Origin of the sequence: Pseudoclavibacter sp. Z016 (assembly GCF_002931215.1) — a bacterium.
Lineage (GTDB): Bacteria > Actinomycetota > Actinomycetes > Actinomycetales > Microbacteriaceae > Pseudoclavibacter.
This window is the reverse complement of sequence record NZ_PSTU01000011.1, coordinates 69,967-83,771: the sequence shown is the minus strand read 5'-3', so window position 1 is coordinate 83,771 and position 13,805 is coordinate 69,967. Positions and strand designations below refer to the sequence as shown.

General features: G+C 69.6%; 12 protein-coding genes. 3 read left to right on the top strand and 9 right to left on the bottom strand.

Annotation, left to right across the window (positions count from 1 at the left end; translation table 11 throughout):
* Positions 1-6: 6 nt before the first annotated feature.
* The 5 genes from C5B99_RS06560 to C5B99_RS06540 form a co-directional block, all read right to left on the bottom strand.
* A complete protein-coding gene (locus C5B99_RS06560) occupies positions 7-408 on the bottom strand; it encodes an ethanolamine utilization protein (protein ID WP_104240990.1) in 402 nt (133 codons plus the stop codon).
* A gap of 71 nt (positions 409-479) precedes the next feature.
* Positions 480-764 (bottom strand): biopolymer transporter Tol, encoded by a 285-nt coding sequence (locus C5B99_RS06555; protein ID WP_104241969.1) that lies wholly within the window; start codon positions 762-764, stop codon positions 480-482.
* Between the two features lie 146 nt (positions 765-910).
* A complete protein-coding gene (locus C5B99_RS06550; protein ID WP_258063092.1) occupies positions 911-2,722 on the bottom strand; it encodes an ABC transporter ATP-binding protein in 1,812 nt (603 codons plus the stop codon).
* A gap of 65 nt (positions 2,723-2,787) precedes the next feature.
* Positions 2,788-4,116: an enolase C-terminal domain-like protein gene (locus C5B99_RS06545; RefSeq protein ID WP_104240989.1), complete on the bottom strand. Its 1,329-nt coding sequence runs from the start codon at positions 4,114-4,116 to the stop codon at positions 2,788-2,790.
* A 161-nt stretch (positions 4,117-4,277) separates the two neighbouring features.
* Positions 4,278-5,177 (bottom strand): LysR family transcriptional regulator, encoded by a 900-nt coding sequence (locus C5B99_RS06540; protein WP_104240988.1) that lies wholly within the window; start codon positions 5,175-5,177, stop codon positions 4,278-4,280.
* Between the two features lie 147 nt (positions 5,178-5,324).
* Between C5B99_RS06540 and C5B99_RS06535 the strand changes: the two genes are divergently transcribed.
* From C5B99_RS06535 to C5B99_RS06525, 3 genes are all read left to right on the top strand, one after another.
* A complete protein-coding gene (locus tag C5B99_RS06535; protein WP_104240987.1) occupies positions 5,325-6,284 on the top strand; it encodes a 5-dehydro-4-deoxyglucarate dehydratase in 960 nt (319 codons plus the stop codon).
* Positions 6,285-6,383: 99 nt separating this feature from the next.
* Positions 6,384-7,769 (top strand): enolase C-terminal domain-like protein, encoded by a 1,386-nt coding sequence (locus tag C5B99_RS06530; RefSeq protein ID WP_104240986.1) that lies wholly within the window; start codon positions 6,384-6,386, stop codon positions 7,767-7,769.
* 41 nt (positions 7,770-7,810) lie between these two features.
* On the top strand, positions 7,811-8,785 hold the full coding sequence (locus C5B99_RS06525; protein ID WP_104240985.1) for a 2-hydroxyacid dehydrogenase: 975 nt from the start codon (positions 7,811-7,813) through the stop codon (positions 8,783-8,785).
* 497 nt (positions 8,786-9,282) lie between these two features.
* Here the strand turns inward: C5B99_RS06525 and C5B99_RS06520 are convergent, their stop codons facing one another.
* The 4 genes from C5B99_RS06520 to C5B99_RS06505 all read right to left on the bottom strand — a co-directional run bounded on the left by C5B99_RS06520 (position 9,283) and on the right by C5B99_RS06505 (position 13,797).
* Complete coding sequence (locus tag C5B99_RS06520) at positions 9,283-10,011, bottom strand: sulfite exporter TauE/SafE family protein (RefSeq protein WP_104240984.1); 729 nt, start codon at positions 10,009-10,011, stop codon at positions 9,283-9,285.
* Between the two features lie 70 nt (positions 10,012-10,081).
* A complete protein-coding gene (locus C5B99_RS06515; RefSeq protein ID WP_104240983.1) occupies positions 10,082-11,122 on the bottom strand; it encodes an ABC transporter permease in 1,041 nt (346 codons plus the stop codon).
* Complete coding sequence (locus C5B99_RS06510) at positions 11,115-12,143, bottom strand: ABC transporter permease (protein WP_104240982.1); 1,029 nt, start codon at positions 12,141-12,143, stop codon at positions 11,115-11,117. Before C5B99_RS06510 ends, C5B99_RS06515 begins: the two co-directional genes overlap by 8 nt.
* 34 nt (positions 12,144-12,177) lie before the next feature.
* Complete coding sequence (locus tag C5B99_RS06505) at positions 12,178-13,797, bottom strand: ABC transporter substrate-binding protein (RefSeq protein ID WP_104240981.1); 1,620 nt, start codon at positions 13,795-13,797, stop codon at positions 12,178-12,180.
* Between the last annotated feature and the right edge of the window lie 8 nt (positions 13,798-13,805).

Genomic DNA, 13,805 nt, shown 5'->3' with positions numbered 1-13,805 from the left:
TCATGGTCAGGGCGCGACGGAGCGGTGGCCGACGTAGAACGCGAGCGCCGAATCCTCGGTGCTGAAGAGGATGCGCGATCCCTTCGGGAAGAAGATCGCGTCCCGCGGGCCCGCGAACGAGACCTGCCCCGTGTCGACGTTCTCGAGGCGGAACGTGCCGGAGAGCACGACCTTCATCTCGTCGTAGTCGTAGAAGTAGTCGAGCGGCGCATCGGTGTGGTTCAACGCGAAGTAGCCCGCCGACATGGCGGAGCCGTCGGGGTTCGAGTAGACGTCCGCGATGTAGCCGTCGGTGCCCGGATACTGCTCGAGCGGCATCCGGGGCAGCTCGGACCAGAAGTCCGGGGTCACCCGGAACGGCGGTACGGCGGTGGTCACGGCGTCGACGCTCAGGAATTCAGTGCTCATGAACCAAGTATCGAGTGAACACAGTTTCCCACGTGTAAACAGTGGTGGTCGATCGTGTGGCGGTCGAGTCCTCAGGTGCCCGACTCGTCGAGGGCATCGAGATCCGTGAGCGCCTCCCGGGCGCGCTGCAGACGTGCCTCCTCCGGCTCCTCCCACCAGCGCGGGCCGCGCTCCCCGAGCCCGTGCTTGGCAAGGCCGACCCTCGTCCGGGCTTCCGCCACCGCGGCATCGTCACCTCGGCACTTCGCAGCACCGACCCCGGAACGGCCGCGCCCGAGATGCGACTTCAGGCGCTCCACCATGTCCACAGGCAGCGCCGGGTCGGTGCGCCGCCAGCGTCGACCCTTGACGACCAGCCACCGCTCGTCGTCCTGCGCAGCGTCCCCGGCCTGCCCAGCGTTGCCCTCCTGCGCAGCCTCGGTACCCTTGGCACCGGCATCATGCTGCTCAGCGGCACGGCCTCCGCGGCCCTCGTCTCCGTCGTCGCCCATGGGCGCCGAGCCTACGCGGCGTGCGAGCTCCCGTGCCCGGGGATGGCGTCGATGAGCTTGCGGGTGTACGGCTCCTGCGGCTTCATGAGGATGTCCCCGGTCTTCCCGAGCTCGACGAGCACCCCGTTCTTCATGACCGCGACCCGGTCGGAGATCTGCGCGACGACCGCGAGGTCGTGCGTGATGAACAGGTAGGTGAGGTCGTTCTCCTGCTGGAGCTCGGTGAGCAGGTCGAGGATCTGCGCCTGCACCGAGACGTCGAGCGCCGAGACGGCCTCGTCGAGGACGATGAACTCCGGCTCGAGGGCGAGCGCCCGCGCGATCGCCACGCGCTGGCGCTGACCGCCGGAGAGCTCGTCGGGCCCGCGGTTGAGGAAGAGCTGCGGCAGCGCGACCTGGTCGAGGAGCTCTCGCACCCGCTTCGCGCGCGACTTCGAGTCGCCGAGCTTGAACGAGACGAGCGGTTCCGCGATGAGCTGCTCGATCGAGAAGCGCGGGTTCAGCGATGCGTACGGGCTCTGATAGACCATCTGGAACCTGCGACGCAGCGCCCGCAGGCGCTCCCCCTCGAGGTCGGTGATGTCCTGGTCGTCGAAGACGATTCGGCCGGAGGTGGGCTTCTCGAGGCGCAGCACGAGCCGCGCGGTCGTGCTCTTGCCCGACCCGGACTCCCCGACCACCGCGAGCGTCTCGCCGCGGTGCAGGTCGAAGCTCATGTTGTCGACGGCCGTCAGGGTCCTCTTGCCGCCGCGCCCACCGGGCAGGGCGAACTCCTTCGTGAGGTTCTCGACCCGCAGGAGCGGCGAGCTGATGTCGGGAGCGCCGGCACGCGCATCCGCGGCCTGCCCGCTCTTCGCCCCCGCGGCCGCTCCCGTCACGGCGCCTGCGGCCCTGCCCGTCGCCTTGTCCGTCACGAGCACGGTGCGCGCCTCGTGGCTGTGGAGGCTGGGCGCCGCACGCAGGAGCTTCTTCGTGTAGTCGTGCTGCGGTCGGAGCATGACGTCGTCGGCGGTGCCCGTCTCGACGATCTCCCCCTTGCGCATGACGATGATGCGGTCGGCGCGGTCGGCGGCGACCCCGAGGTCGTGCGTGATCATGAGCACCGCGGTGCCCAGCTCCTGCACAAGAGAGTCGATGTGGTCGAGGATCTGCTTCTGCACCGTCACGTCGAGCGCGCTCGTCGGCTCATCGGCGATGACCATCTCGGGCTGACCAGCGAGCGCCGTCGCGATGAGCGCGCGCTGCTTCATGCCGCCGGAGAACTCGTGCGGGTACTGCTGCGCGCGGGCGGCGGGCTCGGTGAGCCCGGCCATGTCGAGCAGGCGCACCGCCTCGGCGTGGGCGTCCTTCCGGCTCGCGAGCCCGTGGATGAGCAGCGGCTCCGCGACCTGCGCGCCGACCTTCGTCGTCGGGTTGAGCGACAAGGCCGGGTCCTGCGGGACGAGCCCGATGCGGCGACCGCGGATGCCTCGCCACTGCGCGTCGCTGAACCCCTGGATGGGCTCACCGTCGAACTTGATCTCACCCGAGGTCACCGTCGCGTTGGGCGCGAGCAGGTTGATGAGCGCGTGCGCGACGGTGCTCTTGCCGGAGCCCGACTCCCCCACGACCGCGAGGACCTCCCCCGCGTAGAGCTCGAAGGAAACACCCCGCACCGCGTCGACGACTCGGCCGCCGATGCCGTAGGAGATGCAGAGGTCGCGCACGGAGAGGAGCATGGGCCTCCCGGCCTTGTCGTCGTTCGCCACCAGATCGGGCTGGGGAGCCTCGGCTCGCCCCGCCGCCTCGGCCAGTTCTTCGGCCTGGAGCTGCTGCTGCGTCATTCGCTGGTCCATTCTCACACCTCGTCGTGTTGGATTGGTTGCTCTGGGTGCTCGTGCGTCGCCCGCTAGGCGCGGACGAGCGCCGGCCGCTTCGGGTGGAATGCCCACTCGGGCATGAAGGTCTTCATCGCGAACGCGTCGTCGCGCGCCGAGTTCTCGAGACCCAGGTAGAGCTCGTGCGCGCGGCGGACGGCGTCGTCGTCGAGCGTGACCCCGAGGCCGGGGGCCGTCGGCACGCGGATGACGCCGTCCTCGATCTTCGGGGCGGCCGTCGTGAGCTCCTCCCCGTCCTGCCAGATCCAATGCGTGTCGATGGCCGTCGGCGTTCCCGGCGCGGCGGCCGCGACGTGCGTGAACATGGCGAGGCTCACGTCGAAGTGGTTGTTGGAGTGGGAGCCCCAGGTGAGGCCGAGCTCGTCGCAGAGCTGCGCGACGCGCACGGAGCCGCTCATGGTCCAGAAATGCGGGTCGGCGAGCGGGATGTCGACGGCCTGCGAGCGGATGGCGTGGCCGAGCTCGCGCCAGTCGGTCGCGATCATGTTCGTGGCCGTCCGCATGCCCGTCGCACGGCGGAACTCGGCCATGACCTCACGGCCCGAGTAGCCGCTCTCGGCGCCGACCGGGTCCTCGGCGTAGGCGAGGACTCGCTTGAGGTCCGGGCCGAGGCGCAGGGCTTCCGCGAGCGGCCAGGAGCCGTTCGGGTCGAGCGTGATGCGGGCATCCGGGAACGCGGCGGCGAGGTCGGTGACGACCCCAGCCTCGACGGATGGCTCCAGCACGCCGCCCTTCAGCTTGAAGTCGCGGAACCCGTAGCGCTCCTGCGCCGCCGTCGCGAGCCGGACGACCCCGTCGCTGTCGAGCGCCGTCTCGCGCCGCACCCGACCCCACGCGTCGCTGTCGTCGTCGCCGCGCAGGTAATCGAGGCCAGTGGCGTCGGGGTCGCCGACGAAGAAGAGGTAGCCGAGCACGTCGACCGTCTCGCGCTGCCTGCCCTCGCCCAGGAGGGACGAGATGGGGAGGCCGAGCTGCTGGCCGAGGAGGTCGAGCAGCGCGCACTCCCAGGCGGTGACGACGTGCACGGTGGTGCGGAGGTCGAACGTCTGCGCGCCGCGTCCCGCGCTGTCCTGCCAGGCGAATTCCTCGTTGATGCTGCGGAGGATCGCCCGGTAGTCGGCGACCGGCCTGCCGACGATGAGCTCCGCGGAGGCCACGAGCGTGGAGCGGATGCTCTCACCGCCCGGCACCTCGCCGATGCCGACGCGCCCGTCGCTGTCCGTGAGCTTCACGAGGTTGCGTGTGAAGAGGGGCGCGTGGGCTCCGCTGAGATTCAGCAGCATGCTGTCGTGGCCCGCCACGGGAATCACGTCCCACTTCTCGACCGTCACCTGGTTCATAGCTCCGCCTCCATCGCCGCGCTGACTGGTCACGCGTGGCGTTGGCCACGGTGCCGTATTGCCACTCTAAAGAGCAGCATCCATTCGATCGAGGGCGAATTCGGCATGATCGGATGCGCCTTCGGCATTGATCGCAAAAGCCCGACCCTGGCCCCGGCGGCTCACGCGTGGCGCTGCATGAGCTCGACGACCGCCTTCACGAGGGGGTTCTCGGAATCCTCGCGCCACGCGATATCGAGATGCACGCGGTTGTAGGGCTCGGAGCGGTCGCCGTCGGCGACCGGCCGGCAGATGACCCCATCCGGGGCGAGCTGCGTCGCCGACTCCGGGATGAGGGCCACGCCGATGCCGGCGTTCACGAGGGCGAGCAGCGCGGGAACCTGGCCCGCGTACTGCACGATGCGCGGGTGACTCGAGGAGGCGACGAACATGCTGAGCAGCAGGTCGTGGAAGTAGCGCGCACCGCCCGGCGAGTACATGAGCAGCGCCTCGTCGTTGAGGTCGCTCAGGAAGATCGGTCCACTGAACTCCGCGAGCCTCGAGCCCTTCGGGAGGGCGAGGACCAGACGCTCCGTCAGCACCGTCGTCGACTGCACGCCAGGCCGGTCGCGCATGGGACGCAGCAGGCCGATGTCGACCGTCCCGCGCTCGAGCTCATCCATCTGGTCGACGGTCACCGACTCCTGCAGGATGAGCTGGAGGCCCGGCAGCTCCTCGGCCGCCGCCCGAAGCAGCTTGGGGAGCACGCTGTGCGCGGCGACCGCCGTGTAGCCCACCGTGAGCGTACCCGTCGCGCCCTCGCCGACCGCGCGGACGTCGGCGGCCGCCTTCGCTGAGAGGTCGATGAGCTTGCGAGCACTCGGCAGCAGCGTGCGCCCCGCCTCCGTGAGCGCGACCCGGCGGCTCGTGCGCACGAACAGCTGCGTGTCGAGCTCGCGCTCGAGCTGCTGGATCTGACGACTGATGGGCGGCTGCGTCATCCGGAGCCGCTCGGCGGCCGCCCCGAAGTGCAGCTCCTCGGCGACGGCGACGAAGCACTCAAGCTGGACCAGGGTAAACATCAATTCACTCCCAACATTGATTCATCCACACTTTAGTTTGTTTGCGCATCCATAAGACCATAGCGTCGCAGATAGCCGGGCAAACAACTCGGAACAGCCGCACCGTGCAACGACGCACCGCGGAGACACGCAACTAAGGAGATCGACGTGCTCGACAGAATCCTCTTCTTCCCGGTCACCCCCTTCACGGCTGACGATGCCGTCGATGTCGCAGCCCTCGCGCAGCACCTCGAGCAGGGCCTCGCCCACGAGCCCGGCGGCATCTTCATCGCCTGCGGCACCGGCGAATTCCACGCCCTGAGCCTCGACGAGTACACGACCGTCGTCGACACCGCCGTGAAGACCACCAAGAAGGCGACCCCCGTCTTCGCGGGAGCCGGCGGCACGGTCGCCGACGCCAAGGCGCAGGTGCGCAGTGCGGAAGCCGTCGGCGCCGACGGCATCCTCCTCCTCCCGCCCTACCTCGTCGCAGGCCCGAGCGAGGGGCTCGTCGCCTACGTCGAGGAGGTCGCCGGAGCCACGACGCTCCCCGTCATCGTCTACCACCGCAGCACGGCCCGCTTCGACGAGCACAGCGCCGTCACCGTCTCGCGCATCTCGAACGTCATCGGCCTCAAGGACGGCGTCGGCGACATCGACCTCATGTCGCGCATCGTGCGCTCCGTCACCGACGACGCCCAGTCGCGCGGCGAGGACTTCCTCTTCTTCAACGGCCTCCCCACGGCCGAGATCGCGCAGGAGGCCTACAAGGCCATCGGCGTGCCCCTGTACTCCTCCGCGTCCTTCGCGTTCGCCCCCGACATCGCCCTCGCGTTCTACGACGCGGTCGAGTCGGGCGACAAGGAACGCCTCGCCGAGCTCAACCGCAGCTTCTACCACCCGCTCGTCCGCCTCCGGAACTCGGTTCCCGGGTACGCCGTCTCGCTCGTCAAGGAAGCCACCAAGCTGTCGGGCATCGACGCCGGCCACGTGCGCGCCCCCCTCATCGACGCCAAGCCGGAGCACGTCACCGAGCTGAAGCGACTCATCGACGACACGAGGGCACTCCTCGCGAAGCGCGCCGACTCCCCCACGGAGCAGGACCGCGTCGCAGCCACCGTCGCCTGACGCTGAGCTGAGGGCACCCGATTGTGCCCGTCAGGCACAATCGGGTGCGCCCATCTGACCACCGACCGCGACGTTCAACGACGAACCGAGGGAGACGACATGACCGCGTCGAGCACGACCACGCAGACCGCAGCCGCTTCAGCAGCAGAGACCGGGCGTCCACAGCCCTTCGACCGGAACCCGGGAAACGAGATCGCGAGCGTCACGATCACGCCGGTCGCCTTCAAGGACCCGCCGCTGCTCAACACGGTCGGCGTCCACGAGCCGTACGCGCTGCGCGCGATCGTGCAGGTCCGGACACGAGCCGGGCTCATGGGGCTCGGCGAGACCTACGGGGATGCACCCCACCTGCACCGCCTCTCCCTCGCCGCGGATGCCGTCGTGGGCGTGAACGTGTTCGACACCAACCGGCTGCGCTTCCAGGTGGCGGCGGCCCTCGTCGCCGACACCTCGCAGGGCGGGCACGGCATGAGCGGCATGGTCACCGGGTCGAGCACCGCCGACCGCGTCCTCTCCCCCTTCGACGTCGCCGCCCTCGACCTCCAGGGCAAGATCCTCGGAGTGCCCGTCAGTTCGCTCCTCGGGGGCGCTCTCCGGCCGGAGGTCGCCTTCAGCGGCTACTTGTTTTACAAGTGGGCCGGCCATCCCCCTGCTCCGAGTGGGTCCTACAAGTGGGCCGGCCATCCCGGCGCTGGCGACGACGAGTTCGGCGAAGCCCTCACCCCCGAGGGCATCGTCGAGCAGGCACGCCAGCTGGTGGACGGCTACGGTTTCACGGCCCTCAAGCTCAAGGGCGGCGTCTTCGAACCCGACCAGGAGATCGCCGCGATCCTCGCCCTTGCCGATGCCTTTCCCGATCTCGGGCTCCGACTCGACCCGAACGCCGCTTGGAGCGTCGACACATCGCTGCGTGTCGCCAAGGCCCTCGAGTCATCGCTCGAGTACCTCGAGGACCCGACCCCCGGCCTCGCCGGCATGGCCGAGGTGCGCCGCGGCACGACGCTGCCGCTCGCCACCAACATGTGCGTCGTGAGCTTCGCCGACGTGAAGCCCGCCGTCGAGCAGGGCTCGATCGACATCGTGCTCTCCGACCATCACTTCTGGGGTGGGCTCACCCGCTCGCGCACCCTCGGCGGGCTCGCCGAGTCGCTCGACTGGGGCCTGTCCATGCACTCCAACTCGCACCTGGGCATCAGCCTCGCCGCCATGGTGCACCTTGCCTCCGCGACCCCGTCGCTCAGCTACGCGTGCGACACCCACTGGCCGTGGAAGCAGGCAGACGAGGATGTCGTCACGCACGACCTCTCGTTCGTGAACGGCGCCGTCCGGGTGCCCACCGGTCCCGGCCTCGGCGTCGAGCTCGACGAGGACGGCCTCGCGAAGCTGCACGAGCAGTTCCTGGCGAGCGGCATCACGCAGCGCGACGACACCGGCTACATGCAGCGCTTCCAGCCCGACTACACCGTCGCCAGCCCACGCTGGTAGCCGCGAGCCCCGCCGCCCCTTCGAGAGAGCCGGAAAACGCCATGCGCATCCTCGTGACCGACCCGATCATCGCCCGCTTCGCGGAGCTCCTCGCCCGCACCGAGCGGGAGCACGAATGGAGCTTCGCGGCCGAGCTCGGCCCCGCGGAGCTGGAGGACTCGCTCCGCGGGGCCGACATCGTCATCGCCTCCGTGCTCACCGCCCAGCAGGCGTCGTCGCTTCGACCAGACGCGCTCCTCCACGTCACCGGCGCGGGGGCCGACCGAGTGAGCGTCGACGCCCTGCCACCGGGGGTGACGATCTGCAACACCGGCCATCACGGCGCGGCCATCGCCGAGCACGTCGTCATGACGGCGCTCATGCTGCGCAGGCGAGCCCTGCAGGCGGATGCGCAGATGCGCGCGGGCGAGTGGCGCACCATCGGCAACGATGCGAGCATCCCCTTCCACCCGATGCTGCGCGGCACCACCCTCGGGCTCCTCGGAGTCGGCGAGATCGGCACCGAGGTGGGTCGCCTCGCGCAGGCCCTCGGCATGCGCCTCATCGCGCTCCGGCAGCGGCCGGATGCTCCCCGTCCCGACGGGCTCGACCTCGCAGAGGTCTTCGGGCCAGACCGACTGCTCGACTTCGTCGCGGCGTCCGACGTGCTCGTCGTCTCCATCCCCCTCTCGGAGCGCACGCGCGGCACGATCGGCGCCGCCGAGCTCGCCGCCGCCAAGCCCGAGCTGGTGGTCATCAACGTCGCGCGCGGCGGGGTCGTCGACGAAGACGCCCTCTTCGACGCGCTCGCCGAGGGACGCATCGCCGGCGCCGGCATCGACGTGTGGTGGGGAGCCCCGGATGCGGACGGCCACGCTCCCGCGTCGGTCGAGCGCTTCTCGCCCCTCGCCAACACCGTGCTCACGCCTCACCACTCGGGCCACGCCCGCCAGGTCTTCGAGCTGCGGGCCGCCGACATCGCCCGCAACATCGACCTGCGCGCGGCCGGCCTGCCCCTGGAGCGCGTCATCCGCTAGCCCCATTCCCTGACCCCTGCCACTGCCCCTCCCCTGCCGCAGGCTCACGGGGAGATGCTGTCGCGGATGCTGCGGTGCGTGCGCGTCCGCCCGGTCGCCCAGACCTGTGGATTCAGCATCCACGCGCAGCGCAACGCGTGCGCAACCCCCAGGTCTGCACAGCACGCCCCGCGTCCCCACAAACCTGGAACTTCAGCACCCACGCGCAGCCCAACACGTCCGCAACCCCCAGGTCTGCATAGCGCGCCCGGCCCAACGCGTGCGCAACCCCACGGTCTGCGCAGCACGCCCCCGCGCCCCGGCAGACCTGGGACGTCAGCACCCACGCCCGGCCCAGCAGGTGCGCAACCCCAGAGTCTGCACAGCATGCCCGGCACCACTCCAGACCTGGGGGGTTCGACGTCAACGGCTGCCCGGCGGGATGCGCGAACCCTAGGTCTGCGCCGCAAGGGAGCGGACACAGAAGCAGACACCGGCACAGGCGCCGGCGCGAGCGCTCAGGCGAGCAACTGCACGAGCTGCGTCGCCACGAGGAGCACGCAGCCGAGGAGGGACGCGCCGAGCGCGAGCCGCTTCGTGCGCGTCTTGTCGAGATGCGGGGTGATGAACCTGCTCGCGACGAAGCCGAGCAGCACGACGGGGATCATCCACACGACGACGAGCCACGTCTGCGGGGCGACCGCGCCGAAGGCGAGCAGCAGGCCGAACGAGATGATCGACCCGACGAGCAGGAACGCCGACAGCGTGCCGCGCAGACGAGCCGAGTCCGAGCCCTGCCAGATGATCGCCATGGGAGCCCCGCCGATGGAGGTGGTGGTGCCCATGACGCCGGATGCGGCACCCGCCACGATCTGCGACCACCTGGTGACCTTCGGGGCCCACCCGCGCAGCGAGAACACGACGCCGGTGACGACGGTCGCGACCACGACCCACGAGAGCACGGCGGGTGCCATGACCGTGACGAGCAGCGCCCCCGCGACACTGCCGGGAACGCGGCCGACGAGGGCCCAGCCCGCGCCCCGCAGGTCGAGCGAGTCCTTCTCGGCGACCGTCACGATCGAGGTGAGGAGGATCGACATGATGATGACGGTCGCCGGCAGGAGGGCCGGGTCGATGAGCGCGATGAACGGGGCCGCGAGCATCCCCATGCCGAAGCCGATGCCGGCCTGCAGGCAGGAGGCGGCGAGGAAGATGACGACGAGCGCAACCCACTCGGCCGGAGTCATCGTGCGACTCCGGCCGAGTGGGTGACTGCGGCGCTAACCGCAGGCTCAGACTGCAGATCCTGGATGAGGTTCACACCTCGCCGGCGGGCTCGCGCGTGGGGAGCGCCGGGCGGAGCTTCACCTTGGTGGCCTTCTGCATGAGGCGCCACTTCTGGTTCGGGTCGGTCGCGATGCGCAGCCAGGAGGCCAGCACGTTCGCGGCGACGGCCGTGATGACGATCGCGAGGCCGGGAAGCACCGAGAGCCACCACGCCTGCTGCAGGTACTGGCGTCCCTGCGCCACCATGAGGCCCCAGCTGACGTCTGGCGACTGCACGCCGATGCCGAGGAAGCTCAGCGACGACTCCGCGAGCATGACGTAGCAGAACTCGAGCGTCGCGAGCGTGACGAGGGTCGGCACGACGTTCGGCACGATGTGGCGGAAGATGATGCTCCGCGGCTTGGTCCCGAAGTTGGTCGCCGCATCCACGAACATGCGCGAACGCAGCTCAGCGGCCTCGGCCCGCGCGGTACGCAGGTAGATCGGGATGCGGGTCAGCGCGAGCACCGCCACGATGTTCGCGAGGCTCGGGTTGAAGACGTACAGGATGACGACGGCGAGCAGCAGCGACGGGAAGCTCATGATGATGTCGGCGATGCGCATCGACACCGACTCGCGCCAGCCCCGGAAGTAGCCGGCCCAGACACCCCAGATGGAGCCGATGATGAGTGCCACGAGCACGGCGGGCACCGCGACGCCGAGCGTCGTCCCCGTCGCGATGACGAGGCGCGCCAGCATGCTGCGGCCGAGCGAGTCGCTGCCGAGGATGAACGCCCAGCCGTTGTCGAGGCTGAACGGGGCCAGGTTGATCGCCGTGAGGTCCTGCTTCGACGCGAGCTCGCCCACCATGAGCGGGCCGAAGACCGCCACGACGGCCACGACGGCGAGGACGGCGGCCGCGACCGTCGCGACCTTGTCCTTGAGCAGCAGCGTGAACATGGAGGGCCGCTCGGCGACGTTCCGCTCGCGCTTCTCCTTCTGCAGGAGCACGTTCGTCGTCGCGGGGGGCTGCTGCGGGGCGGCTCCCGTGCTCGGGCCGCCCGAGATCGGTGGGTTCTGGGGGTCAGACATGCGCCTTGCCCTTCTCTGCGTTGCTGCCGGAGGTGCGAGCGGCAGCTCCGGCCGCGTCCCGCTTGTCGTCCTTGTTCGTCGGGCGGATGCGCGACTGCTTCGCGGCAGGCCTGACCCGCGGGTCGAGGAGCGCGTAGCCGAGGTCGATGAGGATGTTGAGGATGAAGATCGACAGGGCAGTGATCAGCACGGCGGCCTGCAGCACGGCGAAGTCGCGTTGCAGGATCGAGTCGATCATGAGCTTCCCGATGCCGGGCCAGCCGAAGATCGTCTCGACGACGACCGCGCCGTTGATGAGGCCGACCGTGAGGTCACCCGCCACCGTCAGAGCTGGGGCCGCCGCGTTGCGCAGCGCGTGCTTGAACACGACCCGGAGCTGGCCTGCGCCCTTGCTGCGGGCCACCTTGATGAACGGCTGCCCGAGCACGCTCACCATGGAGCCGCGGACGATCTGCGTGAGCACACCGACGGGCCTCAGCATGAGCGTCGCTATGGGGAGGATCCAGGAGAGCCCGCCGCTGTCGACACCCGAGGTGGGCAGCCAGCCGAGCGTGATCGCGAAGATCCAGATGCCCATGATGGCCAGCCAGAAGTCCGGAACGCTGGCTGCGGCCATCGAGAAGAAGCTCGCGATGCGGTCGGCGACGCCGTTGGGCTTGAGCGCCGCCCAGCTGCCGATGATGACGGCGAGGACCACGGTGAGGAGCATCGTGACGCCGGCTAGCTGCAGCGTGGCCGGGAAGGCCCGCAGCACCATGGCTGCTGCGGGCTCTCCCGTTCGGAGGGACTCGCCGAAGTCGAAGCGCAGCACCCCGGAGAAGTAGTTGACGATCTGCATCCACAGCGGCTGGTCGAGCCCGTTGCGGACCGCGAAGTCCTCTTTCATCTGCTCCGTCGCGTTGAGCGGCAGGTACAGGCTCGCCGGGTTTCCGGTGAGGCGAGCCAGGATGAACACGCCGAGGACGACGGCCACGAGCGGCAGCAGGCTGGAGACGATTCTGGTTCTGAGATAGGTCCACATGAGCGGCTGCTTTCTCCGGGGTGGCGGGCGGCCGTCAGGCCGCTGGCTTCACCTCGGCGATGCGCAGCTCGTCGCCGCTCGCCGAGTTCGGCTCGTAGGTGATGCCAGACGCGATGCCGAGCAGGCCCGTCTGGTGCGCGATGTGCGCGAACTGCACGATCTCCTCGTTCTGGTCGGCGAAGATCTGCTCGTACGCCGTCTGTCGCTCGTCGCCGGAGGTCTTCGCCGCAGCGTCGAGCTTCTGGTCGAACTCGGGGGTGCCGAACGTCGACTGGGCTCCCGTGGAGCTCATGTACTGGTCGACCGTGAACTGGGCGTCACCGGCCTGGTTGCCGTGCTGCACGAGCAGCGCGATGGGGCCCTCGTTCGTGACGAACGGGCGCAGCTGGTACTGCAGGTGCTGCGTCGTGTCGACCATGCGGAGCTCGACGTTCAGGCCCGCCTGGGTGAGCTGCTCCTGCAGGACCTGCGAGAGCTCGTTGACCTTCGGGAACTGCGCCGTCCGCGTCACGAGGGTGATCTTCGTGTCCACGGGCACGCCGTCGGCCTTGGCCTCGGCAACGAGCGCCTTCGCCTTGTCGAGGTCGAACGCCCACGGCTCGAGCGAGTCGTTGTGTCCGACGACGCCCTCGGGGATCAGCTGCGAGGCGACGACGTCGCCGTTCGGGTAGAGGGAGGAGATGATGCCCTCCTTGTCGACGGCGAAGTTGATCGCCTGACGGACGCGGATGTCATCCAGCGGCGCGATGTCGCCCGAGAAGCGGAGCGCGATCGTCTCGTTGTTCGGGTAGCTGACGCCGTTCTCGCCGATGCCGTCATCCGGGCTGAGGCCCATCGCGATGTCGGCCTCGCCGCCCGTGATCATGGCGGCACGGACCGTGCCCTCGCCGCGCCACTGGTAGTCGACCTGCGGGTAGGCGGGGGCGTCGCCCCAGTAGCCGTCGTAGGCGTTCAGCGTGAGCTTCGTTCCCACGTCCCACTGCCCGATCTGGTAGGGGCCGGTGCCGATGGGCTCGCGCACCTTGTCGGTGGTGCTCGTCGTGGTCGGGACGATCTCGATGAAGGACAGCTTCAGAGGGAGGATGGGGTCGGCCTCGGGCGTCGTGACGGTGAGCGTCGTCGCGTCGACCGCGTTCACCTCGAGGTCGGTCTCGCCGAAGACGTAGCCCTCGACGTTGCAGCCGAGGTCGCTGTTCACGGCACGGTCGATCGAGAAGGCCGCAGCCTCGGCGTCGAAGGGGGTGCCGTCCTGGAACGTGACGTCGTCACGCAGCGTGAAGGTCCACTCGGTGTCGCTCGTCTGCTCCCATTCGGTCGCGAGCAGCGGGTCGAGGTCGCCCGTCGTGGGGTTGCGCTCGATGAGCGGCTCCGTGATGTTCGAGCGCACGACGACGCCCGTCGAGGTGAGGTTCGCCTCGCAGGGCTCGAGCGTCGGCGGCTCCTGCTGGAGGACGACCCGGAGCGCACCGGCCGCTCCGCCGCCGGTGCCGCCCGCGGCGCCGTCCGAGTTGGCGACGGCGCAGCTCGTGAGCAGCAGCGCGGCGGCCCCGACGGCGACGGCCTTGGTGACGGATGCGATGGGACGGCGTGCGCGTGACGGGCGGTGAGCTGGGGATCGCCCGATGGTCGGGGACGGTTCGTGTGAAGAAGACATCGTTGTTC

Bases quoted from the DNA above. Each gene is read 5' to 3' on its own strand.
- C5B99_RS06560 (WP_104240990.1), bottom strand. From the start codon at position 408: ATGAGCACTGAATTCCTGAGCGTCGACGCCGTGACCACCGCCGTACCG.
- C5B99_RS06550 (WP_258063092.1), bottom strand. From the start codon at position 2,722: ATGACGCAGCAGCAGCTCCAGGCCGAAGAACTGGCCGAGGCGGCGGGG.
- C5B99_RS06545 (WP_104240989.1), bottom strand. From the start codon at position 4,116: ATGAACCAGGTGACGGTCGAGAAGTGGGACGTGATTCCCGTGGCGGGC.
- C5B99_RS06540 (WP_104240988.1), bottom strand. From the start codon at position 5,177: ATGTTTACCCTGGTCCAGCTTGAGTGCTTCGTCGCCGTCGCCGAGGAG.
- C5B99_RS06530 (WP_104240986.1), top strand. From the start codon at position 6,384: ATGACCGCGTCGAGCACGACCACGCAGACCGCAGCCGCTTCAGCAGCA.
- C5B99_RS06525 (WP_104240985.1), top strand. From the start codon at position 7,811: ATGCGCATCCTCGTGACCGACCCGATCATCGCCCGCTTCGCGGAGCTC.
- C5B99_RS06520 (WP_104240984.1), bottom strand. From the start codon at position 10,011: ATGACTCCGGCCGAGTGGGTTGCGCTCGTCGTCATCTTCCTCGCCGCC.
- C5B99_RS06515 (WP_104240983.1), bottom strand. From the start codon at position 11,122: ATGTCTGACCCCCAGAACCCACCGATCTCGGGCGGCCCGAGCACGGGA.
- C5B99_RS06510 (WP_104240982.1), bottom strand. From the start codon at position 12,143: ATGTGGACCTATCTCAGAACCAGAATCGTCTCCAGCCTGCTGCCGCTC.
- C5B99_RS06505 (WP_104240981.1), bottom strand. From the start codon at position 13,797: ATGTCTTCTTCACACGAACCGTCCCCGACCATCGGGCGATCCCCAGCT.